20 protein-coding genes are annotated in these 20,607 nt (G+C 71.8%); 13 read left to right on the forward strand and 7 right to left on the reverse strand.

Annotated elements, in window-relative coordinates; translation table 11 throughout:
- Positions 1-94 precede the first annotated feature (94 nt).
- The 8 genes from V5E28_RS25920 (at position 95) to V5E28_RS25955 (ending at position 9,940) form a co-directional block, all read left to right on the forward strand.
- Positions 95-1,300 (forward strand): ROK family transcriptional regulator, encoded by a 1,206-nt coding sequence (locus V5E28_RS25920; RefSeq protein ID WP_336209928.1) that lies wholly within the window; start codon positions 95-97, stop codon positions 1,298-1,300.
- A gap of 31 nt (positions 1,301-1,331) precedes the next feature.
- On the forward strand, positions 1,332-2,261 hold the full coding sequence (locus V5E28_RS25925; RefSeq protein WP_336209931.1) for a carbohydrate ABC transporter permease: 930 nt from the start codon (positions 1,332-1,334) through the stop codon (positions 2,259-2,261).
- A complete protein-coding gene (locus V5E28_RS25930; RefSeq protein WP_336209934.1) occupies positions 2,254-3,075 on the forward strand; it encodes a carbohydrate ABC transporter permease in 822 nt (273 codons plus the stop codon). Before V5E28_RS25925 ends, V5E28_RS25930 begins: the two co-directional genes overlap by 8 nt.
- Positions 3,076-3,086: 11 nt before the next feature.
- Positions 3,087-4,346 carry an ABC transporter substrate-binding protein gene (locus V5E28_RS25935; protein WP_336209935.1) on the forward strand — a complete coding sequence of 420 codons (1,260 nt, stop codon included), beginning with the start codon at positions 3,087-3,089 and terminating at the stop codon, positions 4,344-4,346.
- Between the two features lie 37 nt (positions 4,347-4,383).
- A complete protein-coding gene (locus V5E28_RS25940) occupies positions 4,384-5,469 on the forward strand; it encodes a glycoside hydrolase family 15 protein (RefSeq protein WP_336209937.1) in 1,086 nt (361 codons plus the stop codon).
- Entirely contained in the window at positions 5,469-7,676 is a 2,208-nt protein-coding gene (locus V5E28_RS25945) for a glycoside hydrolase family 31 protein (RefSeq protein WP_336209938.1), read from the forward strand. The genes V5E28_RS25940 and V5E28_RS25945 overlap by 1 nt, the downstream gene beginning before the upstream one ends.
- Before the next feature lie 61 nt (positions 7,677-7,737).
- On the forward strand, positions 7,738-9,015 hold the full coding sequence (locus V5E28_RS25950; RefSeq protein WP_336209941.1) for a serine/threonine-protein kinase: 1,278 nt from the start codon (positions 7,738-7,740) through the stop codon (positions 9,013-9,015).
- Positions 9,016-9,076: 61 nt separating this feature from the next.
- Positions 9,077-9,940, forward strand: coding sequence for a hypothetical protein (locus V5E28_RS25955; protein ID WP_336209943.1), 864 nt, complete (start codon positions 9,077-9,079; stop codon positions 9,938-9,940).
- Here the strand turns inward: V5E28_RS25955 and rarD are convergent.
- Entirely contained in the window at positions 9,834-10,796 is a 963-nt protein-coding gene (gene rarD / locus V5E28_RS25960; protein ID WP_336209946.1) for an EamA family transporter RarD, read from the reverse strand. The genes V5E28_RS25955 and rarD overlap by 107 nt on opposite strands.
- 134 nt (positions 10,797-10,930) lie before the next feature.
- Here rarD and V5E28_RS25965 point away from each other — a divergent pair, with 134 nt between their 5' ends.
- Entirely contained in the window at positions 10,931-11,878 is a 948-nt protein-coding gene (locus V5E28_RS25965; RefSeq protein ID WP_336209948.1) for a hypothetical protein, read from the forward strand.
- 99 nt (positions 11,879-11,977) lie between these two features.
- Here V5E28_RS25965 and V5E28_RS25970 read toward each other — a convergent pair whose 3' ends face one another.
- The 3 genes from V5E28_RS25970 to V5E28_RS25980 form a co-directional block, all read right to left on the reverse strand.
- Positions 11,978-12,340 (reverse strand): DUF5130 family protein, encoded by a 363-nt coding sequence (locus tag V5E28_RS25970; RefSeq protein ID WP_336209950.1) that lies wholly within the window; start codon positions 12,338-12,340, stop codon positions 11,978-11,980.
- 6 nt (positions 12,341-12,346) lie between these two features.
- Positions 12,347-12,637 carry a hypothetical protein gene (locus tag V5E28_RS25975; RefSeq protein ID WP_336209952.1) on the reverse strand — a complete coding sequence of 97 codons (291 nt, stop codon included), beginning with the start codon at positions 12,635-12,637 and terminating at the stop codon, positions 12,347-12,349.
- A 243-nt stretch (positions 12,638-12,880) separates the two neighbouring features.
- Complete coding sequence (locus V5E28_RS25980) at positions 12,881-14,287, reverse strand: amidase (RefSeq protein WP_336209954.1); 1,407 nt, start codon at positions 14,285-14,287, stop codon at positions 12,881-12,883.
- Between the two features lie 140 nt (positions 14,288-14,427).
- Between V5E28_RS25980 and V5E28_RS25985 the strand changes: the two genes are divergently transcribed.
- The 4 genes from V5E28_RS25985 (at position 14,428) to V5E28_RS26000 (ending at position 18,805) form a co-directional block, all read left to right on the forward strand.
- A complete protein-coding gene (locus V5E28_RS25985) occupies positions 14,428-15,258 on the forward strand; it encodes a nuclease-related domain-containing protein (RefSeq protein ID WP_336209957.1) in 831 nt (276 codons plus the stop codon).
- A 126-nt stretch (positions 15,259-15,384) separates the two neighbouring features.
- Entirely contained in the window at positions 15,385-17,223 is a 1,839-nt protein-coding gene (gene ilvD, locus V5E28_RS25990; RefSeq protein ID WP_336209959.1) for a dihydroxy-acid dehydratase, read from the forward strand.
- 90 nt (positions 17,224-17,313) lie between these two features.
- Complete coding sequence (locus V5E28_RS25995; protein WP_336209963.1) at positions 17,314-17,811, forward strand: helix-turn-helix transcriptional regulator; 498 nt, start codon at positions 17,314-17,316, stop codon at positions 17,809-17,811.
- Positions 17,812-17,911: 100 nt separating this feature from the next.
- Positions 17,912-18,805, forward strand: coding sequence for a serine hydrolase (locus V5E28_RS26000; RefSeq protein ID WP_336209965.1), 894 nt, complete (start codon positions 17,912-17,914; stop codon positions 18,803-18,805).
- 14 nt (positions 18,806-18,819) lie between these two features.
- Here the strand turns inward: V5E28_RS26000 and V5E28_RS26005 are convergent, their stop codons facing one another.
- The 3 genes from V5E28_RS26005 to V5E28_RS26015 form a co-directional block, all read right to left on the reverse strand.
- Entirely contained in the window at positions 18,820-19,032 is a 213-nt protein-coding gene (locus tag V5E28_RS26005; RefSeq protein ID WP_336209968.1) for an FmdB family zinc ribbon protein, read from the reverse strand.
- Positions 19,033-19,050: 18 nt separating this feature from the next.
- The gene (locus tag V5E28_RS26010) at positions 19,051-19,854 is read right to left on the reverse strand and encodes a GNAT family N-acetyltransferase (RefSeq protein ID WP_336209970.1); all 804 of its coding nucleotides are present in this window, start codon (positions 19,852-19,854) and stop codon (positions 19,051-19,053) included.
- Positions 19,855-19,926: 72 nt separating this feature from the next.
- A complete protein-coding gene (locus tag V5E28_RS26015; protein WP_336210246.1) occupies positions 19,927-20,433 on the reverse strand; it encodes an HNH endonuclease in 507 nt (168 codons plus the stop codon).
- Positions 20,434-20,607 lie beyond the last annotated feature (174 nt).

Here is a 20,607-nt window from a genome sequence, read left to right on the forward strand (position 1 = left end):
CTTTTTTGTGCTCCGCGTCACTTCACACCCTTGACGGGGGACTGTGGGCGGCCATATTTTCACCACTAACTTTATCTCTAAAGAAAGTGTGGGCATGGCCGGAAGCGACCGCGGAGATCTCACCAGGACCGCGATCCTCGCCCTGCTGGGCACGGTGGGGCCGCTCAGCCGCACCGAGATCGCACGCGAGCTGGACGTCAGCCCTGCCACCGTCACCCAGCTGACCCGCGAGCTCATCGGGCACGGCATGGTCGAGGAGCTCGACCTCAAGCCGTCGCGCGGCGGCCGGCCCGCCCAGCGGCTCGGCCTGGTCGGCAGCGCGGGCCGGGCGCTCGGCGTGAAGGTGACCGCCGACCACCTCGTACTGGTCGACGTCCGGCTCGACGGGGTGGTGCTCGGATCGTGGGAGCGGCCGTTCGACCCCGGCTCCCCCGACGCCGCCGGCGACCTGGCCGACGCGGTCGAGTCGACGCTGTCCACGATCACCGGCGTGCCGCCCCTGCTGGGCGTGGGCGTCGGGGTTCCGGGAAGCGTGGACGACCAGGCCGTGGGCACGGTCAACGCGCCGACGCTCGGCTGGCAGGCGATGCCGGTCGGCGAGCGGTTGCGGCGCCGGCTCAACCTGCCCGTGCTGGTCGAGAACGACGTGAACGCGCTGGCCGCGGCCGAGCGGATCTACGGCAGAGGGCGCACCCACCGGGACTTCCTCGTGCTGACGATCGGACGGGGTGTCGGCGCGGCGATCGTGGCCGACGGCCGGGTCTATCGGGGCGCGAGGGGCGGAGCCGGCGAGTTCGGCCACCTGTGCGTCGATCCCCAGGGGCCTCTGTGCGGCTGCGGGGCGCGCGGGTGCCTGGAGGCGTTCGTCGGCTCCGCCGGCCTGCTCGCGGCGGCCCGGGCCGCCGGATCCCCCGCGGCCGACCGGCTCGGGTCGGTGGCGGATCTCGGCAGGGCCGCCACCGCGGGCGACCGGGTGGCGAGCAGGGTGTTCGCCGAGGCCGGCGAGGTCCTCGGCCGGGCCACCGCGGGGCTGGTCAACGTGGTGGACCCCGAGGTCGTGGTCGTGCTCGGCGAGGGCACCGCGGACTGGCCGTTCTGGCAGGAGGGCTTCGACCTCGCGCTGCGGGCCCAGCTCTATCCGGGGCGGCGCGACATCGCGATCGAGGTCGAGGGCTGGGACGAGACGAGCTGGGCGCAGGGGGCCGCCGCGCTCGTGCTGGCCACCCCGTTCGACGCGGCCGGCGCCGCCGGGGAGCAGGGTCGCCTGGTGCGTGCCCGCCTCATCGGGACCAAGCCATGACGGCCCGCCGCAGCTGTTCGGGAGCGACCGGATGACCCTCACCACGGCCCCGCCGCGGGAGCGGGCCGCGCACGTGGGGCGGGCGCCGCGGCGGCGGTGGCGTCACGCCGCCACCGTCGCCGTGTTCCTGCTGCCGAGCCTGATCCCGCTGACCCTCTACACGCTGGCGCCGATGCTCGCCTCCCTGTGGACGAGCCTGCACGAGTGGGACCTCATCACCGAGATGCGCTGGGTCGGGCTCGCCAACTACGCCGAGCTGATCGGCGACGCCGGGACGCGCGCGGCGTTCGGGCACACGCTGTACTTCATCGCCGGTTACCTGCCCCTGGTCTATCTGGGCGGGCTCGGGCTGGCGATGCTGCTCGACCGGGCCATGGCGGGGCGCGGCCTGCTGCGGGGCATCTACTTCCTGCCCGTCATCACGAGCTGGGTCGTCGTCGCCCTCATGTGGAAGTGGCTGCTCAACCCGGCCAGCGGACTCGTCAACTGGGCGCTCGGGCTGGTCGGGATCAGCGGGCCGGGCTGGTGGACCGACCCGGACTGGGCGATGCCGTCGGTCATCCTGGCGTCCGCCTGGAAGGACCTCGGGTTCGTGATGATCATCCTGCTGGCGGGGCTGCAGGCGATCCCGAAGGAGTTCCAGGAGGCCGCCATGGTCGACGGGGCCGGCGCGCTGCGCAGGTTCCGGCACATCACGCTGCCGCTGCTGTCGCCGTCGTCGTTCTTCGTGGTGGTGATCTCCCTGATCAACGGCTTCCAGGTGTTCGACCAGGTGAAGATCATGACGGGTGGGGGGCCGGGCGGGGCGACGCAGGTGGTGGTCTCGCAGATCTACGACCTGACCTTCAGGTACGGCAGGGCCGGGGCGGCCTCGGCGCTGTCGTGGCTGCTGTTCGCGCTCGTGCTGCTGGTGACGATCGTCCAGATCCGTGGCCAGAAGCGGTGGGTGACCTATGGGTAAGGCCCTGCTGAATCGGACGCTGCGCTACCTGCTGGTGGGCCTCGGCGCCCTGGTGATGCTGTTCCCGTTCGCCTGGGCGGTGATCACCTCGATCACGCCGAGCGACGCGGTGCTGGCCACGCCGCCTGACTTCACGCCCGACGGCGCCGGTCTCGCGGCCTACGGCAAGCTGCTGGAGACGCTGCCGTTCTGGCGGATCGTGGCCAACAGCGCCTGGATCGGCGCGGCGTCCACCGCGCTGCAGCTCGTCACCAGCGCGATGGCCGCCTACGCGTTCGCCAGGCTGCCGTTCCCCGGCAGGGGCGCGCTGTTCGCGGTCTATCTCGCGACGCTGATGATGCCGCTGCCCGTTCTGGTCGTGCCGCTGTTCATCGAGATGCGCATGTTCAATCTGGTCGACACCTACTTCGCGCTGCTCGCGCCGACGATCGCCTCGGCGTTCGGGGTGTTCCTGCTGCGGCAGGCCATCAGGCAGGTGCCGAAGGAGTTCGACGAGGCGGCCGTGCTGGACGGCGCGGGGCATTTCCGGATTTTTCTGTACGTGGTGCTTCCGTTGATCAGGCCGGCCCTGGCGACGTTCGCCATCTTCGGCTTCATGGCCAGCTGGAACAGCTATCTGTGGCCGCTGATCATCATCAAGTCGCCGGAGTTCATGACGCTGCCCCTGGGGCTGGCCACGCTGCACGGCCAGTTCACCACCGAATGGGACGTGGTCATGGCCGGCTCGGTGGTCAGCGTGGTCCCGATCCTCATCCTCTACGTCTTCGCACAGAAACACGTGATCGCCAGCGTCGCGCAAAGCGGGCTCAAGTAAAGGAACCCCCCATGACCACAAGCACCCGAGTCGCCACTCTCCTGGCGGCCGCACTGCTCGCCTCCGCCTGCTCGCAGGGCTCGGCGACCAAGGCACCCTCCGGCGAGGGCGGCAGGACGACGCTGCGCTACTTCACGTTCTCGGCGGCACCGGACCATGTCAAGGACCTCGACACGATCGTGGCCGCGTTCGAGAAGGAGAACCCGGCGATCGACGTGGTCGTCGAGACCGCCCCCTTCGAGGAGTACTTCACCAAGCTCCAGACCAGCATCGCGGGCGGCACGGCACCGGACGCCTTCGAGCTCAACTACGAGAACTTCGTCACCTACGCCGACGCCGGCTCCCTGCTGGACCTCGGCACCGTGTCGGGCGACGGCGACACCTCGGTGTACGCCAAGGAGTCGCTGAACGCCTTCCAGCGCGACGACAAGCAGTACGCGCTGCCCGCCTCCTTCTCGACGGTCGTGCTCTTCTACAACAAGGACCTGTTCGACAAGGCGGGCGTGGCCCCGCCGACCGCCGACTGGACCTGGGCCGACGAGCGGGCCGCCGCCGCCAAGCTGACCGACAGGGACAAGGGCGTGTACGGCGACTTCCAGCCGGTGCAGTTCTTCGAGTTCTACAAGACCCTCAAGCAGGCGGGCGGCGAGTTCCTGACGGCCGACGGCAAGAAGTCGGCGTTCGACGGGCCCGAAGGCGTGGAGGCCGCCGAGTGGCTGGTCTCCAAGGTCGGCAAGACGATGCCGACCGAGGCGGAGATCGGCGGCACCGCCGACTACGACACCAACCTGTTCAAGTCCGGCAAGCTCGCCATGTGGCACAACGGCATCTGGCAGTTCGCCGGGCTCAAGGACGTGCCGTTCGACTGGGACGTGGTCGTCGAGCCCGGCGACAAGGCCAAGGCCAGCGCCGTCTTCCACAACGCCGTGGCCGTCTCGTCCACCACCCAGCAGGGCAAGCAGGCCTACGCCTGGGCCCGCTTCCTGTCGTCGTCGGACACCGCCGCGACCACCCGCATCAGCTCGTCGTGGGAGCTGCCGCCGGTGGCCGACCAGCAGGTGCTGTCCGGCTACCTCAAAGACCCCGAGCCCGCCAACCGCCAGGCCGTGTTCGACTCGCTCGAGTCGATCGCGCTCCCGCCGGTCATCAAGCGCCAGCAGGAGATGCAGGACGCGGTTACCAAGGAGCTGAGCGAGGCCGCCTCCGGCCGCAAGTCGGTGCGGGACGCGCTCAAGGCCGCCGCGTCCGAGGTCGACGCCCTGCTCGGCTAGTCCCCGAACACTCAGGAGAACAGTTCCAGTGACCCTCGTGTCGCACAGCCTCGAGTTGATCCGCAGGCTTCAGTCCCCCACCGGCGCCTACCCCGCCTCGCCCACCTTCTCCGCCTACCGCGGCTACTCGTGGCTGCGCGACGGGGCGTTCATCGCCGAAGGGGTGAGCAGGCACGGCGACCTGGCCGGCGCGGACGCCTTCCACACCTGGTGCGCCAGGGTGATCGGCGACCGGGCCGGGCAGGTGGACTCCCTCGTCGCCCGCGCCGGCCGCGGAGAGGCCGTCCCACCGGCGCAGATGCTGCCCACCCGGTTCACCCTGGACGGGGCCGACGGCACGGATGACTGGTGGGACTTCCAGCTCGACGGGTACGGCACGTGGCTGTGGGCGCTGCGCGAGCACGCCTTCCGGCACGGCCGGGCGGTGCCGGGCGTGGAGAAGGGGGTGCGGGCCGCCACCCGCTACCTGACGGCGTTCTGGCACCTGCCCTGTTACGACTGGTGGGAGGAGCACGTCGAGCAGCGGCACGTGGCCACGCTGGGCGCGGTCCACGCCGGGTTGCGCGCGGCCATCGGGCTGGGCCTGCTGAGCCCGGCCGAGTCCGAGGCGGCGGCCGCGGCGGTGGACGGCATCACCGGCCTCGTCGCCGCCGAGGGCGTCGCAGGTCCCGCGCCCGGGGCCGGGCATCTGACGAAGTGGCTGGGGACGGACGCCGTGGATGCCAGCCTGCTGGCGTGCGTCGAGCCGTTCGGGCTGTACGCGGCCGATCATCCGGTGGGTGTGGCCACCGTGGCCGAGGTGGAGTGGCAGCTGGCGGCGGACGGTGGCGTCCACCGGTATCTGGCCGACACCTTCTACGGGGGCGGCCGGTGGGTGCTGCTGGCCGGCTTCCTCGGCTGGAACCACGCGCGGGCCGGGAACCGGGCGGAGGCGCTGCGCCATCTCGACTGGATGGCGGCCCAGGCGACCCCCGAAGGCGACCTGCCCGAGCAGGTGTCCGGCGTGCTGCTCGCGCCGGACCGGCTGCGGGAGTGGCAGGAGCGGTGGGGGCCGGTGGCGACGCCCCTGCTGTGGTCGCACGGGATGTACCTGATCCTCGCCGACGAGCTGGAGGTGCGGTAATGATCCGGCATCGGCCTCACGGGTCCGGGCACCCGTACGCGGCCACCGAGGACCAGCGGGTCCCCGCGCGGCCGCTGGACGGCGAGGCGGTGGAACTGCGGGTACGGGCCTCGCCCGGGGTCACGGCGGTCGTGTGCGAATGGGTCACCGACGGCGGCCCGCCGGTGGAGCTCCGGCTCACCACGCTCGCCGGGCCGCGGTCGGCGGAGGTGACCGACGGGGGGCATCTGGCCGCCGCGCAGGCCCGGGCCGAACGGGCGGCCGCCGGGGCGTGGGCCGTGCGTACCCCTGTCCTGCGTGCCGGGCACCGTTACGCCTACCGGTTCCGGGCCACGACGGGGACCGGCGGGAGCCGTACCAGCCGGTGGTTCGAGGTGACGGCGGCGGTCTGGTCCGCGACCGGCGGGAAGCTGGACGTGCGCGGCGGCGACCGGGTGGTGCCGGGGAGCGTGCGGTGGCTGGCCGACGGGGACGGGCCGCTGCGGGTGCGATTCGACCTGAGCCTGGGCGACGGCGAGCACGTCGTGGGGTTCGGCGAGCGGTTCGACGCGGTGGACCAGCGCGGGCGGGAGCTCGACGCGGTGGTGTTCGAGCAGTACAAGGCGCAGGGCGCGCACGGGCGGACGTACCTGCCGATGCCGTTCGCGATGGTCGTGGGCGGGCCCGCCGCCTGGGGGTTCCGGATCGGTACCTCGCGGCGGACCTGGTACGACGTGGGCGCGGGCGCACCTGACCGGCTGCGGGTCGAGGCCGAGGTGGGCCCCGACGGGGAGCTGGCCGTCGACCTGTACGAGGCGGAGGCGCCCGCCGGGGTGCTGCGGCGCTTCCTCGACGACGTGGGGCGGCCCGAGGAGCTTCCCGACTGGGTGTTCAGGCTCTGGGCCAGCGGCAACGAGTGGAACACGCAGGAGCGCGTGATGGCCGAGATGGACCGGCACCGCGAGCACGGCATCCCCGTCGGCGCGCTGGTCATCGAGGCGTGGAGCGACGAGACGACGTTCACGGCGTTCCGGGGCGCCGAGTACGAGGCGTCGCAGGAGCCGCACCGGCTGGCCGACTACGCCTTCCCCGCCGACGGGCCGTGGCCGGATCCCAAAGGCATGGTGGACGAGCTGCACGAGCGGGGCGTCAAGGTGCTGCTGTGGCAGATCCCGCTGCAGAAGATGCGGCCGCACCCCCGCCACCAGGCCGCCGTGGACGCCCGGCAGCTCGTCGAGCGGGGCTACGGGGTCAGGCAGGCCGACGGCAGGCCGTACCGGAACCGGGGCTGGTGGTTCCCGCTGGCGCTGATGCCCGACCTTTCCTCGGCGGAGGTCCGGGAGTGGTGGACGGCCAAGCGCGCCTACCTGGTGGAGGAGGTGGGCGTGGACGGATTCAAGACCGACGGCGGCGAGCACGCGTGGGGCCACGACCTGCGCTACGCCGACGGCCGCGGGGGCGCGGACGGCAACGGGCTGTTCCCGGTGCACTACGCCCGCGCCTTCGGCGACCTGCTGCGGCGCCACGGCAAGGCGCCCGTGACGTTCAGCCGGGCCGGGTTCGCCGGATCCCAGCCGCACGGCGCCTTCTGGGCGGGCGACGAGGACTCCACCTGGGAGGCGTTCCGGTCCTCGATCAGGGCCGGGATCACCGCTTCCGCCTGCGGCATCGTCTACTGGGGGTGGGATCTGGCCGGGTTTTCAGGCGAGGTGCCCGGCGCGGAGCTCTATCTGCGGGCGGCCGGGGCGGCGGCGTTCATGCCGATCATGCAGTATCACTCGGAGTTCAACCATCACCGCACACCGCTCAGGGACCGCACCCCGTGGAACGTCGCCGAGCAGACCGGCGACGAGCGGGTGATCCCGGTGTTCAGGCGGCTGGCCGAGCTGCGTGAACGGCTGGTGCCGTACCTCGCCGAGCAGGCCCGCCAGGCGCTCGGCGGCGCCCCGCTGATGCGCGGGCTGTTCTTCGACCATCCGGACGATCCGGCCATCTGGCGGTATCCGCTGCAGTACAAGCTGGGGGACGCGCTGCTGGTAGCCCCGGTGACCGATCCCGATATTTCAGAAATTTCCGTCTATCTCCCTGAGGGCGACTGGGTCGACGTCTGGACCGGCCGACCGCTGGGCGGCGGCCGCGAGGTCGCGCTGGCCGCCCTTCTCGACCGCCCGCCGGTCCTGTGCACGGCCGAGCACTGGCCTCGCCTCTCCCCCGTGTTCGCCCTCTGAGGGATCAGCAGCCGCACGTTCTGTCCTCGGGCACCCGAGCCACGGTGTTAGCCTCGATGACGTGCTCGAATCCGGGATCACGCTCAACGGCCGCTACCTTCTGACCAGCCGGGTCGGCGGCGGCGGCATGGGCGAGGTCTGGCGCGCCGACGACACCGTCCTCGGGCGCACCGTGGCGGTCAAGGTGCTCATGCCCGCCCTGTCCGAAGATCCCAGGTTCCTCCAGCGGTTCCAGAACGAGGCCAGGGCCATGGCCACGCTCCGCCACCCCGGCGTGGTCGACGTCTACGACTACGGCAGCTGCGAGGTCGGCGAGCGCCGGGTGAGCTTCCTGGTGATGCAGTTCGTCGAGGGCGAGTCGCTCGACCGCGTGCTGCGCCGCGGCGCGCTCGGCCCGGCCGACACCATGCGGCTGGTCGCCGAGGTGGCCGACGCGCTCGCCGCCGCCCACGAGCAGGGCATCGTGCACCGCGACGTCAAGCCCGCCAATCTCATGATCAAGCTTGACGGCTCGGTCGCGCTGACCGACTTCGGCATCGCCCACTCGGCGTCGGCGGGCCAGCTCACCGCCACCGGGGCGATGCTCTGCTCGGCCGGCTACTGCGCGCCCGAGATGGCCACGGCCAGCGAGGTGACACCCGCCGTCGACGTCTACGCACTCGGCGTGGTGGCCTACGAGTGCCTGACCGGCCACCTGCCGTTCCAGGGCGACACACCCGTGCAGATCATTTTCAAGCACCTGCACTCACCCGTCCCCGCCCTGCCCGCCGAGGTGCCGCCGGGGCCACGGCAGGTGGTGACCAGGGCCATGGAGAAGACGTCCGACCGGCGCTGGCCGTCGGCCGCGGCGATGGCGCAGGCCGCCAGGAAGGCCGTGGACTCCCCCGGCTCGGTGACGGCCCCGCGCCGCCGCCGCACGCTGGCGGCGGTCCTGGCCATGGCCACCGCCGTCGCCGTGACCGCGGGCGTCGCCGGGATCGTCTGGATGCGCCCGGCCGAGACCGCCGACCAGGGCAGCGTGGTCCCGCCGGTCACGGAGCAGGAGTCACGCACCACCACGAGCGGCCCGCCCGCGACCAGCAGGCTCGCGCCGCCGACGAAGTCCGCGCCGCCCACGTCGCCGGGCGCCGGGACGCCGACCCCGACGCCCACCACGACGGTCACCGTCACCCCGACCGTGGCGCCCACGGTCACCACACCCACCTCCGAGCCCACGAAGGAGCCGGAGCCGACCGAGGAGCCCAGCACGCCCGGCCCGCAGGAGCCGACCGTGGAGCCCACGGTCACCGAGCCGCCCGGCGACATCCAGTGCATCAAGGCGCCCTGCCCCGGCGGGTGAGACAGGGCAAGATCGACTACTCTTGCGCACTGTCACCCCCCGACTGCGCCTGGGAGCCCCTTTGAACAGGCCCGCCAAGAAGCACTCCGTCATCGTCGACCCCGTCCTGATCATCGGCACGGGCCTCTCGGTCCTGTTAGCGGTGATCTTCTACGTGCACGAGGACACCGCCCAGGCCCTCGGCACCGTGGCCGGACTCATCGGCGGCGTCATCACCCTCCAGGTCCAGACCCTGCTCAAGGAGAAGCGCAGGATCGACCACGAGACCAGGGTCGGCCACATGGTCTCCACCATCGAGAAGATCCCCTGGCTGCCCGACCTGATGGAGCCCATGCTGCGCGCGGCCAAGCACGTCGAGCGCGACTACGGGGACACCCCCGCCGAGGACGCCTGCCGCCGCGCCTTCGAGGAGTGCCTGCGCACGCTGGCCGACCTCGAACGGGGCCATTTCCGCGCGCCTTACGGCGACAACGAGGTGTTCCTGCGCCTCATCGAGCAGGCGCGGGACAAGATGTGCGTCACCAGCGTGCCCGTCGTCGACCTGAAGTGGTGGCGCGAGCCCGTCGGCAGGCAGTACTGGCGGGCGCAGCTCGACGCGCTGGCGCGGGGCGTGGTGATCCGCCGCGTGTTCATCTACCACGAGTGGAGCGACGACCTCGACGCGCTGGCCCGGGAGCAGGCCGAGGCCGGGGTGAAGGTGCGCCGTGTGTCGGCCGACCGGCTGCCCCCGCCGATGCGGGTGATCAGCGGACTGTGGGACGGCACCTGCGGGCACGAGCTCAACTACACGGCGGCCGGAGAGGCCGTCTACGACACCTTCACCGTGTCCCCTCCGGATCTCGAACGTCTGATGAGGCAGTTCGAGATGATCGAGCGGAGCGCGGTGGAGCTGGACGAGCCGCGCGCTTCCGACCCCGCGCTCTGAAGCCGTCGGCCGTCAGCACCACGAGAGCCACCCACAGCAGCCCGAACGCGAGCCACCGGGTCGCGGGCATGGCCTCGCGGAAGACGAGCAGCCCGGCGAGGAACTGCACGATCGGCTCGATGTACTGCAGCATGCCGGTCACGCTGAGCGGGATCTTCGTCGCGGCGGCGCTGAAGAGCAGCATCGGTACCATCATCACGAACCCGGAGCCGATGCCGAGCAGCGTGTTGCCCACCGACACGTGCCCGAACGTCGCCTGGCCGCTCACCTGCAGCACCACGGTGTAGATCAGCGCCGGTGGGAACAGCACCGCCGTCTCCACCATCAGCCCCTCGACGGCGCCGACGTCCACCCGCTTCTTGATCAGCCCGTAGCTCCCGAACGTCACGGCCAGGCCCAGCGCGATCCACGGCGGCCCGCCGTACTCGATCGTGAGGACGAGCACCGTGACGGCGGCCAGCGCGATCGCGGCCCACTGCGGGCCGCGCAGCCGCTCCCTGAAGACCGCCACGCCGAAGGCGATGCTGACCAGGGGCGTGATGAAGTAGCCCAGCGAGGCGTCGACCACGTGCCCGCTCATCGTCGCCCAGATGAACAGCGCCCAGTTGACCGAGGTGAGCACGCTGCCCAGGCAGAGCAGCGCCAGGTCGCGCGGCCGGCGTAAGATCGCGGCCACCTGCCGGCGGCGGCCCAGCGCCAGCACCAGGAGTCCGATCGCCACCGGCGACCAGAGCACGCGCAGCGCCAGGATCTCGACCGGGCCGGTGGGCTCCACCAGCGGCCAGTAGAGGGCGGACAGCCCCCACAGCACGTACGCCACCGCGCCGAGCAGGACACCACGGCGCGCGACGGACATCCGTCAACACTACGCGGCGATCATCATGAGCCGTCCGAGCCCTCGCCGCCGTCCCGCGCGTGTCCGCCCGGGGCACGGGCGCGCAGGGGTCACGCGCCGGGCCCGGGCGGCACCGGCCGTGAGAGGGTGATCGGGTGGAAACGACTCGTGACCTGTTCGTCGCCCTGGCCCGGCGCTACGCCTTCGCCGATCTCGGTGCGCTGACCCCGAGTCCGCAGATCGCCGAGGCATGCGAGTTCGGGCAGCGGCTGCTCTCGCTCGACGCGGAGGACTTCGCCGTCGACAACAAGGCCGTGCCCGCGGGCCTGAGGCGGCAGGCGCGGGCCTGCCACATGCCGCAGACGCCGCGCGAGCAGCCCCGGGGCGCGCTGGAGTCGCTGCGGCCCGCCTACGAGCTGCTGCTGGAGGTCATCGCCATCCGCTGGCACCGCCGCGAGCTGAGCCCGATGATCGCCGCGGTGCACATCGCCGGCGAATACCTGCCGCTGCTCGCGTACGAGCCGCAGGTGGGCCACGCCGGAGACCCCGCGCGCTGGCCGGAGGGGCTGAGCGCGCCCGGGAGCAGGTTCGGCGTGATCGGCGACCGCGAGTGCGACCACACCAAGTCCGAGCAGTCGGCCACCAACCGGACGCTGCGGGTGGCGGGCGAGCCGCCGGAGGGCTGGCGCGCCTACTTCGACCGGCAGCACAGCCAGGTGGCCGGCGCGCTGGCGGTCTGCGTGGCCACCTGCCGCAACCCGTGCACCGCCATGGACTGGATCGCTCCCGAGCCGCGCGCCGACCTTCAGGTGCGCGCCCGCACCGCGCTCGCCTTCGCCGACACCCCTCTGGTACGCCTGCGCCACGCGGCGCCCGTGGGCCATGGCTTCGGCGTGCCCTCGCCCGAGGAGGTGCTCGAAGCCTGGGAGCGCAGCCGGGCCGCGCTCGACAAGAACCCGGTGGGCGCGGCGGCGACGAAGGACGACGGCTTCCCGCTGCCGGGCCTGCCGTCGCTGTTCGCGGCCGTGGCCGACGCGCCGATCGCCCCGGCGACCCTGCTCGAAGGCGTCAGCCGGCACATCGTCGCGCTGATCGAGCGGTAGGTCCCTGTAAGCCTCCAGGCTGACCGCGTCGCCCGTTTCCTCTAGGAATGTCACTTAGGGGGAAAGGGTGTCGCCCACCGCGGGGGCGCAGGCGACGCCCTACCGCCGCGCTGTGGCCTGCTCGGCCAGCGCGCCTATGCCGTAGAGCAGCCCGCCCACCAGGTCGCCGGCGCCGAACGCGGTGGCCATCGACATCGCCGTCAGCCTGCACGCCGGGTCGGCGAGCCTGCGCCGGGCTTCCTCGCCGGTGACGATCTCCAGGGCGCGGCCCTGGACGTCGACGAGGAGCACGACCGCGCGACCGGCCTCATCGCCCAGCGCGGCGTGCAGCTTTTCGGCGAAGTGTCTCCGGCCGCCGACCGGCTCGCCGAGGAAGAGGCCGAACCGCAGCCCGCTGCGGTGCTCCGCGCTCACCAGCGCCTGCCTGACGTCGTCCGCCTGCGCGGCCGTGAGGGTTCGCATCACCGATCACCATCCCGCCGACGCGCCGCCGACCCGCCTGCCGGGCTCGGCCGTCTCGGCTGCGGCCACCCAGTCCACGACCGGCGGCGGGGCCCAGCGTGGCGGGATGTCGACCAGCACCAGGCCGGACGTGCTCACGCCGCGCTCGCTGCGGGCGGGGCCACCGATCCACACGGGGCCCGCCTCCGCCCTGCGTGCCGAGCCCCGGCCCGGCAGCATGACCAGCAGACTGATCAGCACGAACAGTCCCAGCGACACCCCGACGAGGAAGAGCAGGATCTCCAGCGCGCTGTCCACACCAAGAACGTAATCCTGGTTTGCCTGTCCGGCCAGACCCCCGTCATGAGAGTCTTGACTCAAGATCCCCAAGACGAGGTCAACAAGAACCGTGCGTGTTCCAGAGTCGATCGGCCGGTATCCCGTCGAGCGCCCCCTGGGCTCCGGCCCGCCACGGCCGTGTCCGTCTGGATGAGCACCGTACGCATGCGCATGGTTGTACGCCCTCCTGTCGCGGCCGAGCCACCTGTAACCTTCCAGGGATCACCACAGCGGCGGCCGGCGCTGCCCCCAGAAGCCGCCCCTGGCGGCCTCCACCTGTGCCGACAGCGAGATCAGCGTGCCCTCGCCGCCGACCCTGCCGGCCAGCATGACGCCGATCGGCTGCCCGGCGGCGTTCCAGTGCAGCGGCAGGTTGACCGCCGGCTGTCCCGACACGTTGTAGATGGCGGGGAAGGCGGCGAAGTGCTTCATCCGCTCGAACGTCTCCTCGGGGCCGGTCACGTCCTCGAACCAGCCCACGGGACGCGGCGGCTGGGTCACCGTGGGGGTGAGCACGGCGTCGTAGGCGTCGGTGACGGCGAGGGCCTGCCTGGTGGCGAGCTGGAGCGCGGCCTGGGCCTGCAGGAAGTCCGGGGCGGGTGTGGCGTGGCCGCGCTCACGCAGCCACGTGGTGATCGGCCGCAGCAGCTCCAGCCGGTCGTCGGCGACCGGATGCATGCACGCGAAGACGGACCACATGGTGACGAAGCTCGGCACCAGGTCGGCGCCGAACGGCCGCTCGATCTCCACGACCTCGTGGCCGAGCGCGCCCAGCACGCCGGCGGCGGCCTCGTAGGCGGCCAGCACGTCGGGGTGGACCTCGGTGCCCGGCACCACGGGGTCGGCGTAGCGGGCGACGCGCAGCCGGCCGGGTTCGCGTCCGGCGTGCTGGAGGAACGTGCCGTCGTGGTGCGGCGCCAGGTAGAGGTCACCCGGGCGGTTGTGCGCCATGACGTCGAGCAGCGCCGCCGCGTCGGCCACCGTCCTGGCGATCGGGCCGTTCGTGGACATGCCCGCCAGGTCCGGGATGATCGGGGCGAAGCTGATGCGGCCGCGGGTGGGCTTGATGCCGTACAGGCCGCAGACCGAGGCGGGGATGCGGATGGAGCCCGCGCCGTCGCTGCCCTGCGCGGCGGGCGCGAGGCCGGCGGCGACCGCCGCCGCGGCGCCCCCGCTGGAGCCGCCCGCGGACGTGCTGGGATCCCAGGGCGAACGCGCGGGCGGCGAGAGACTGGTCTCGGTGTAGCAGGGCAGTCCGAACTCCGGCGTGGCGGTCTTGCCGAGCATGACGGTGCCCGCCTCGCGCAGCCGCTCGACCACCGTGTCGTCCACCGGCGAGACGAAACCGCGGTACGCCGCCGAGCCGAACATGATCGGGACGTCCTTCACCAGGTTAAGATCCTTGATGGGGATCGGCACTCCGGCGAGCGATCCGTCCGGGAGGTCCTTCTCCAGGCGGCGGGCCTGCTGCAGCGCCCTCTCCGCGGTCACGGTCACGAAGGCGCCCACGTCCGGATCGATGCGTTCGATCCGGTCCAGGTAGTGCTGGGTGAGCTCGACCGGCGAGAGCTCGCGGTCACGGATGGCGCGCGCCTGCTCTAGAGCCGAAAGCTCATGAAGTTCTGCCACGCCTTCGCACCCTAGACATCTCTAGAGAAGAACGTAATAAGTACCCGGAAATCGGGCGTGGAACACAGTGAGCTGGGCCATAAAACTATGGACAGGGCAACACTAGGAATCGATCGAACCAGCGGGCTACGGTGAGTTGCGTGGACTCCGACCATCAGCGTGAAGACGGTCACAGCACTTCGCCGATCTGGGTGAGCGACAGATCCGAGAGTGAGCAGACCGCCACTGCCGCCAAGCCATCGGCGCCCACCACCACGTACGCGCCGATAGAGCGCGCGTCCGTGCGTGGCCTCATGCAGCAGCCGCGCTTTCGCCGGCTGCGCAACCGCGCGCTGGTGGCGATCGCCGTCGGCGTGGCCGTGGGCTTCCTGGTCGCCGACGCGCGCGTGGGCGTGAGCGCGGCGATCCTGGCCGCGATCCTGGACACCGTCTATCGCGCCCGCTCCAACTCGACGGTGCCCGCCTGGAGGCGCGCCTCGATCGCCGAGCGCCGCACCGAGGCGCAGCTGCGCAAGCTGGAGCGCGGCGGCTACCGCACGCTCCACGCCAGGGCGATCCCGGGCAGCGAGGCCCAGATCGACCATCTCGTGGTGGGGCCGACGGGCGTCTACGCGGTCGACTCCGAGAAGTGGGACAAGCGGCTGCCGGTGCGGGTGCAGATGGGCAAGAAGCTCTTCCACGGGCCGTTCGACATGAAGCCCCGCATCACCGAGGCCAAGTGGGAGGCCTCCCAGGCCAGCGAGCTGATCAGCAAGTCCTACGGGCGCGAGATCTCGGTGGTGCCATCGCTGGCCATCTACGGGCCGCCGGTGCCCTGGAAGATCATGACGATCCGCGGCGTGGACGTCTACGAGGGCGGCCGTGCCCGCAGGTGGATCACCAAGCGGGAGCGGGCCCTGACCGACACCGAGATCGACCGGATCTACGAGATCGCCGCGCAGGTGCTGCCCGCGCGCTACGGCGAGGGCTGACCCGCTCCGCCCGATCCCCGCGCGCGTCCTCGCGCGGGCGGCCCCCTGTCCGGGCTGTGGACAAGCGTCTCAGCTACCGGGCGAAGGGTCGTACCATGTGAGGACGCTAGCGATGGGAGAAACGCCATGCCCGCCCTCAGGTCACGTACGGTCACCCACGGCAGGAACATGGTCGGTGCCCGGGCCCTCCTCCGGGCGACCGGCGTAGCCGGCGGCGACTTCGGCAAGCCCATCATCGCCGTGGCCAACAGCTTCACCCAGTTCGTGCCCGGCCATGTGCACCTGCGCGAGGTCGGTGACGTGGTGGCCGGGGCGATCCGCGAGGCGGGGGCGATCCCGCGAGAGTTCAACACGATCGCCGTCGACGACGGCATCGCGATGGGCCACGGCGGAATGCTCTACTCCCTGCCGTCGCGCGAGCTGATCGCCGACGCGGTCGAGTACATGGTCAACGCCCACTGCGCCGACGCGATGATCTGCGTCTCCAACTGCGACAAGATCACGCCTGGCATGCTGCTGGCCGCCTTCAGGCTCAACATCCCCACGATCTTCGTCTCCGGCGGCCCGATGGAGGCAGGCAAGATCCCGGGCCGCAAGCTCGACCTGGTCGACCCGATGGTCGCCGCGGCCGACGAGTCGGTGTCCGACGCCGATCTGCTGGAGATGGAGGAGAACGCCTGCCCGACCTGCGGCTCATGCTCGGGCATGTTCACCGCCAACTCCATGAACTGCCTGGCCGAGGCCATCGGCCTGGCGCTGCCCGGCAACGGCACGATCCTGGCCACGCACAAGTCCCGCAAGAAGCTGTTCGAGGACGCCGGCCGCCAGCTCGTGGAGATCACCCGCCGCTACTACGAGGACGGCGACGAGTCGGTGCTGCCGCGCTCGATCGCCACCAGCGACGCCTTCGAGAACGCGATGACGCTCGACGTGGCGATGGGCGGCTCCACCAACACGATCCTGCACATCCTGGCCGCCGCCCGCGAGGCCGAGGTCGACTTCGGGCTGAAGGAGATCAACGAGATCTCGCTGCGCGTGCCCTGCCTGTGCAAGGTGGCCCCGGCCACGAGCAAGTATCACGTCGAGGACGTGCACCGGGCCGGCGGCATCCCCGCCCTCCTGGGCGAGCTCGACCGCGCCGGGCTGCTGCACCGCGACGTGCCGACGGTCAACGGGGGCAGCCTCGGTGACATGATCACCGCCTGGGACCCGGTCTCGCCCTCGGTGCTGCCCGAGGCCGTCGAGCTGTGGCACGCGGCTCCGGGCAACGTCCGCACGGTCAAGCCCTACTCCCAGGACAACCGCTGGGACGACCTCGACCTCGACCGCGCCGACGGATGCGTGCGCGACCTGGAACACGCCTACTCCGCCGACGGCGGCCTGGCCGTCCTCTACGGCAACATCGCGCGCGACGGCGCGGTGGTGAAGACCGCCGGGGTCGACGAGTCGATCTGGAAGTTCACCGGGCCCGCGGTGGTGTTCGAGTCGCAGGAGCAGGCTGTAGAGGGCATCCTCGGCGACCGGGTCAAGGAGGGCGACGTGGTGGTCATCCGCTACGAGGGCCCGAAGGGCGGTCCCGGCATGCAGGAGATGCTCTACCCGACCTCGTTCCTCAAGGGCAGGGGCCTCGGCAAGGCGTGCGCGCTGGTCACCGACGGCCGCTTCTCGGGCGGCACGTCCGGCCTGTCGATCGGGCACGCCTCCCCCGAGGCGGGCGAGGGAGGGGCGATCGCGCTGGTCGAGGACGGCGACCTCATCGAGATCGACATCCCCGGCCGCAAGCTGGAGCTGCGCGTCTCGGAGGCCGAGCTGGCCGCACGTAGAGAGCGTCTGTTCGCCGACCTGGGCCGCTACCGGCCGCGCGACCGTGACCGGCCCGTGAGCGCCGCGCTGCAGGCCTACGCGGCCATGACCACGTCGGCCTCCACGGGCGCCTCCCGCGACCTGTCGCAGCTCTCCCGCTGATCTGTACGACCCCGCACGGCGGGCGATGACCACGTCGCCTGCCGTACAGGTATTCGAAAAACTGTCGGTGGCGTTACCTATTCTTGGGGTATGGCTACAGTCGTGAAGCCCCAGACCCGCCCGCTGACGACCGCCGAGATCGCCGCCCTCGCCCTGTCCCTCGCCCATCTGGGCTCCGGCCCCCAGGCCGTCACCGCGAGGCGCGGCCTGCAGCACGCCTTCGACCATCTGGACCTCGACGACGACGTCATCGCCGCCACGCTCACCACGCTGACCGAGCCGCTGCCGGTCGACGTGGCATCCCGGGCCCGGCTCATCGCCGACGCCATCACCAGCCGCATGATGGTCCGCCTCCACTACCGCGACGCCGCCGGCAATGTCAGCAGCCGGGAGGTGGAGCCGGTCACCTGCCTGGTCCACCGCGAATACTGGTATCTGGTCGGCGTGTGCAGGATGCGCCGCGCGATCAGGGCCTTCCGGTTCGACCGGATCCTCGCGGTCGAGCCCACGCTGACCCCGTCCCGCCCGCATCTGGCCGACCGCTTCCTGCCCTTCCAGCGCCGCAAGCGCACCAGGGTCGTCGCCTGAGGCCCGGCACGGGAGCGACGCGCGGCGGGCCCGGAATCTGACCGTCGCTTTACCTCCCGTGCCCCCGCCCATTGGGATGCCGGGTGCCAGGCTCGCGGGCATGCGCGTTCGGAGGATCTGGCTCATGGGCGTCGTGCTGGTCGCCGTGTCCGGCTGCGCCGGAGAAACAGCGGCGACGGTGCACCCGTCCGGGCGTGACGTGGTGGCCCAGCAGCCTCCCGGGCCTGGCCCGGAGGCGGTCGCGAGGCGGGAGGAGCGGGCGCTGCCCGCGGCGCGGCGGCAGCGGCTCGACCGGGCGCTGGCCCGCTATCTGGACCAGCGGCCCGGCCGGGTGGCCGTGGCCGTCTACGACAGGACCACCTCCACCCGCTACGCCTTCCGCGAGCGGGAGCCGTTCATGCTGGCCAGCGTCGCGAAGATGGACATCCTGCTGGCACTGCTGCTGCGGGCGCAGGAGGAGCGGCGGGGGCTGGACGGCTACGAGCGCACTCTGGCCTCCCGGATGATCCGCTACAGCGACAACGACTGCGCCCACGAGCTCTACATGACGGTCGGCGGCAGGCGCGGGCTCACCGAGGTGCTGCACCGGGTGGGCGCTCAGCACACCCGGCCGGGCGGCGGCCTGTATTGGGGCACGACGCGCAGCCGGCCTTCGGACCAGGTCAGGGTGCTGGAGTGGCTCACCGACCCGGGCGGCCCGGTGTCGGCGGCCAACCGCCGCTACGCGCTGGACCTGATGTCCACGGTCCACCCCGCGCAGGACTGGGGGGTCGGCGCGGTGGGCGGACAGGTGGCGGTCAAGAACGGCTGGCTGCCCGCCGAGGAGCACGACGGCAGGTGGACGGTCAACAGCGTGGGCCGGCTGACCGTCACCGGGCACGAGCTGCTCGTCGCCGTGCTGTCAGAGCGCAGCCCGGCCATGAGCACCGGTGTGGCCACCGTGGAGCAGGTCGCCCGGCTCGCCGTGCGGGCCTTCGCCGGCCAGCACGGCTAGCACGGCTAGCACGGCTAGCCGCAGCATCCTCCGCCGCAGCAGCCACCGCCACCGCCGCCGGCGGGCCGGGGCGCGGCGGCGGAGCCGGTCATGGCGACCGTGGACAGCAGCTTGACCGTGTCGTCGTGGCCCTCCGGGCAGGACGCCGGGTCACTCGACGCCGACATGGGGCGGGACAGCTCGAACGTGGAGCCGCAGGCGCGGCAGCGGTAGTCGTAACGCGGCATACGCCAAGAGTAAGGCCCTCAGCGGCGGAAGGTCACCTGGGCGTAGTCGGACACGGGCTCGTAGCCGATCGACTGGTAGATCGCGTTGCTCGTCGGGTTGGCCAGGTCGGTGAAGAGCACGACCTGGTCGCAGCGCTCGTCCAGGCCTACCCGGCTGGCGAACGCGGTGACGGCGGCGCCGTAGCCTCTCCTGCGCTGCGAATGCGGCGTGTAGACGGGGCCGATGCGGCAGACGCCGCCGGCGGCGGGTGACAGCGCGGCGAACGAGACCGGCGCGCCGCCCGACTCCCACACGAACAGCTCGCCGTGGGCCAGCCGCTGCGCGGTCCGCTGCGCCGCGTCCTCGCCCGCGCCGAGCTTCACCTCGTCGAAGAAGGCGTACATCCAGCTCACCAGCACGGGCAGATCGCCCTCGACGGCGGGCCGGCCGTGGCCCGGCACGTCGGGGACGTTCAGGGAGCCCAGCCGGTAGAGGCGCTCGGCGATCACCTCACCCGGCTGGCCCAGGACGCCGGCGACCACTTCGGTCAGGTCGCGGGGCCCCACCACCTCCGGGATGTCGCCCTTCAGCGCCTCCACGAGCCCGGCTGCGGCCTCGACGGGCATGCGGGCGAGCCCGATGGGGCGCGGCGGGGTGCGGAACGCCGCGCCGCGCACCTGCCCGCCGTCGGTCCACCAGCCGAAGTACGCGTCGGGAGCCGGTCGGCCCGAGCGCAGATTGGTCAGGACGGTGAGCGGCACCGTGTTGCTCACCGGATCCGTCAGCAGGAATGCCTCGGCGGCTCGGGCGAACTCCTGGACGTCCGTGGTGAAGGTCCACATGCGTGCGATCCTGCCATGCCGTGGCACAAGGTGATGGGGCCCGGCCCCCGGAAGAGGGGGCCGGGCCCGGAGTCAGGCCGCGGCTTCCAGGTAGGGAGCCCATTGGGGGTCACCGACCAGCGATGCTCCGATGAGCCGCCAGTGGGCGCCCCGTGGCACGGCCGGGGCGACGCGCAGCGACCACCCCAGCTCCTCCAGGTACTTGTCGGCCTTGCGGTGGTTGCACTGCGTGCACGAGGCGACGCAGTTCTCCCACGTGTGCGTGCCACCCCTGGACCTGGGGATGACGTGGTCGATGGTCTCGGCCCGCTGGCCGCAGTAGGCGCACCGGTAGTCGTCGCGCCGCATGAGAGCGGCCCTGGTGAGGGGGATGCGCGACCGGTAGGGGATGCGCACGTATCTTCGCAGCCGGATCACCGACGGGACGTCGAGCGTGCAGCTGGCGGAGCGCAGCACGGCGCCCCGGCCGTCGCGGTGCACGACGTCGGCCTTCTCCCGCAGCACCAGCACGATGGCGCGGTGCAGCGAGAGCGTGGTGAGTGGCTCGTAGGTGGCATTCAGCAGCAGGACTTGGCGCATCATCGGGCCTCTCCCTGCTGCGCGCGTATCAAGGGGGACATGCCGCGGCATGTCCCGGCTATTCGCCCCTCCTGGGGCATCGACGCATCCGTCACGTGGACCTCCGCCGGACGGCCCAGCGGATGGACACCACGGCACCGTCCTGTCAGCAAGTCTGGCGTTTACCGCATGGTC

This window comes from Nonomuraea sp. LPB2021202275-12-8, assembly GCF_037044575.1.
In the GTDB taxonomy this organism is placed as follows: Bacteria; Actinomycetota; Actinomycetes; order Streptosporangiales; family Streptosporangiaceae; genus Nonomuraea.

Bases quoted from the DNA above. Each gene is read 5' to 3' on its own strand.
- V5E28_RS26000 (WP_336209965.1), top strand. From the start codon at position 17,912: ATGCGCGTTCGGAGGATCTGGCTCATGGGCGTCGTGCTGGTCGCCGTG.
- V5E28_RS25995 (WP_336209963.1), top strand. From the start codon at position 17,314: ATGGCTACAGTCGTGAAGCCCCAGACCCGCCCGCTGACGACCGCCGAG.
- V5E28_RS26010 (WP_336209970.1), bottom strand. From the start codon at position 19,854: ATGTGGACCTTCACCACGGACGTCCAGGAGTTCGCCCGAGCCGCCGAG.
- V5E28_RS26005 (WP_336209968.1), bottom strand. From the start codon at position 19,032: ATGCCGCGTTACGACTACCGCTGCCGCGCCTGCGGCTCCACGTTCGAG.
- V5E28_RS25970 (WP_336209950.1), bottom strand. From the start codon at position 12,340: ATGCGAACCCTCACGGCCGCGCAGGCGGACGACGTCAGGCAGGCGCTG.
- V5E28_RS25920 (WP_336209928.1), top strand. From the start codon at position 95: ATGGCCGGAAGCGACCGCGGAGATCTCACCAGGACCGCGATCCTCGCC.
- V5E28_RS25930 (WP_336209934.1), top strand. From the start codon at position 2,254: ATGGGTAAGGCCCTGCTGAATCGGACGCTGCGCTACCTGCTGGTGGGC.
- V5E28_RS25945 (WP_336209938.1), top strand. From the start codon at position 5,469: ATGATCCGGCATCGGCCTCACGGGTCCGGGCACCCGTACGCGGCCACC.
- V5E28_RS26015 (WP_336210246.1), bottom strand. From the start codon at position 20,433: ATGCGCCAAGTCCTGCTGCTGAATGCCACCTACGAGCCACTCACCACG.
- V5E28_RS25935 (WP_336209935.1), top strand. From the start codon at position 3,087: ATGACCACAAGCACCCGAGTCGCCACTCTCCTGGCGGCCGCACTGCTC.
- rarD (WP_336209946.1), bottom strand. From the start codon at position 10,796: ATGTCCGTCGCGCGCCGTGGTGTCCTGCTCGGCGCGGTGGCGTACGTG.
- ilvD (WP_336209959.1), top strand. From the start codon at position 15,385: ATGCCCGCCCTCAGGTCACGTACGGTCACCCACGGCAGGAACATGGTC.
- V5E28_RS25925 (WP_336209931.1), top strand. From the start codon at position 1,332: ATGACCCTCACCACGGCCCCGCCGCGGGAGCGGGCCGCGCACGTGGGG.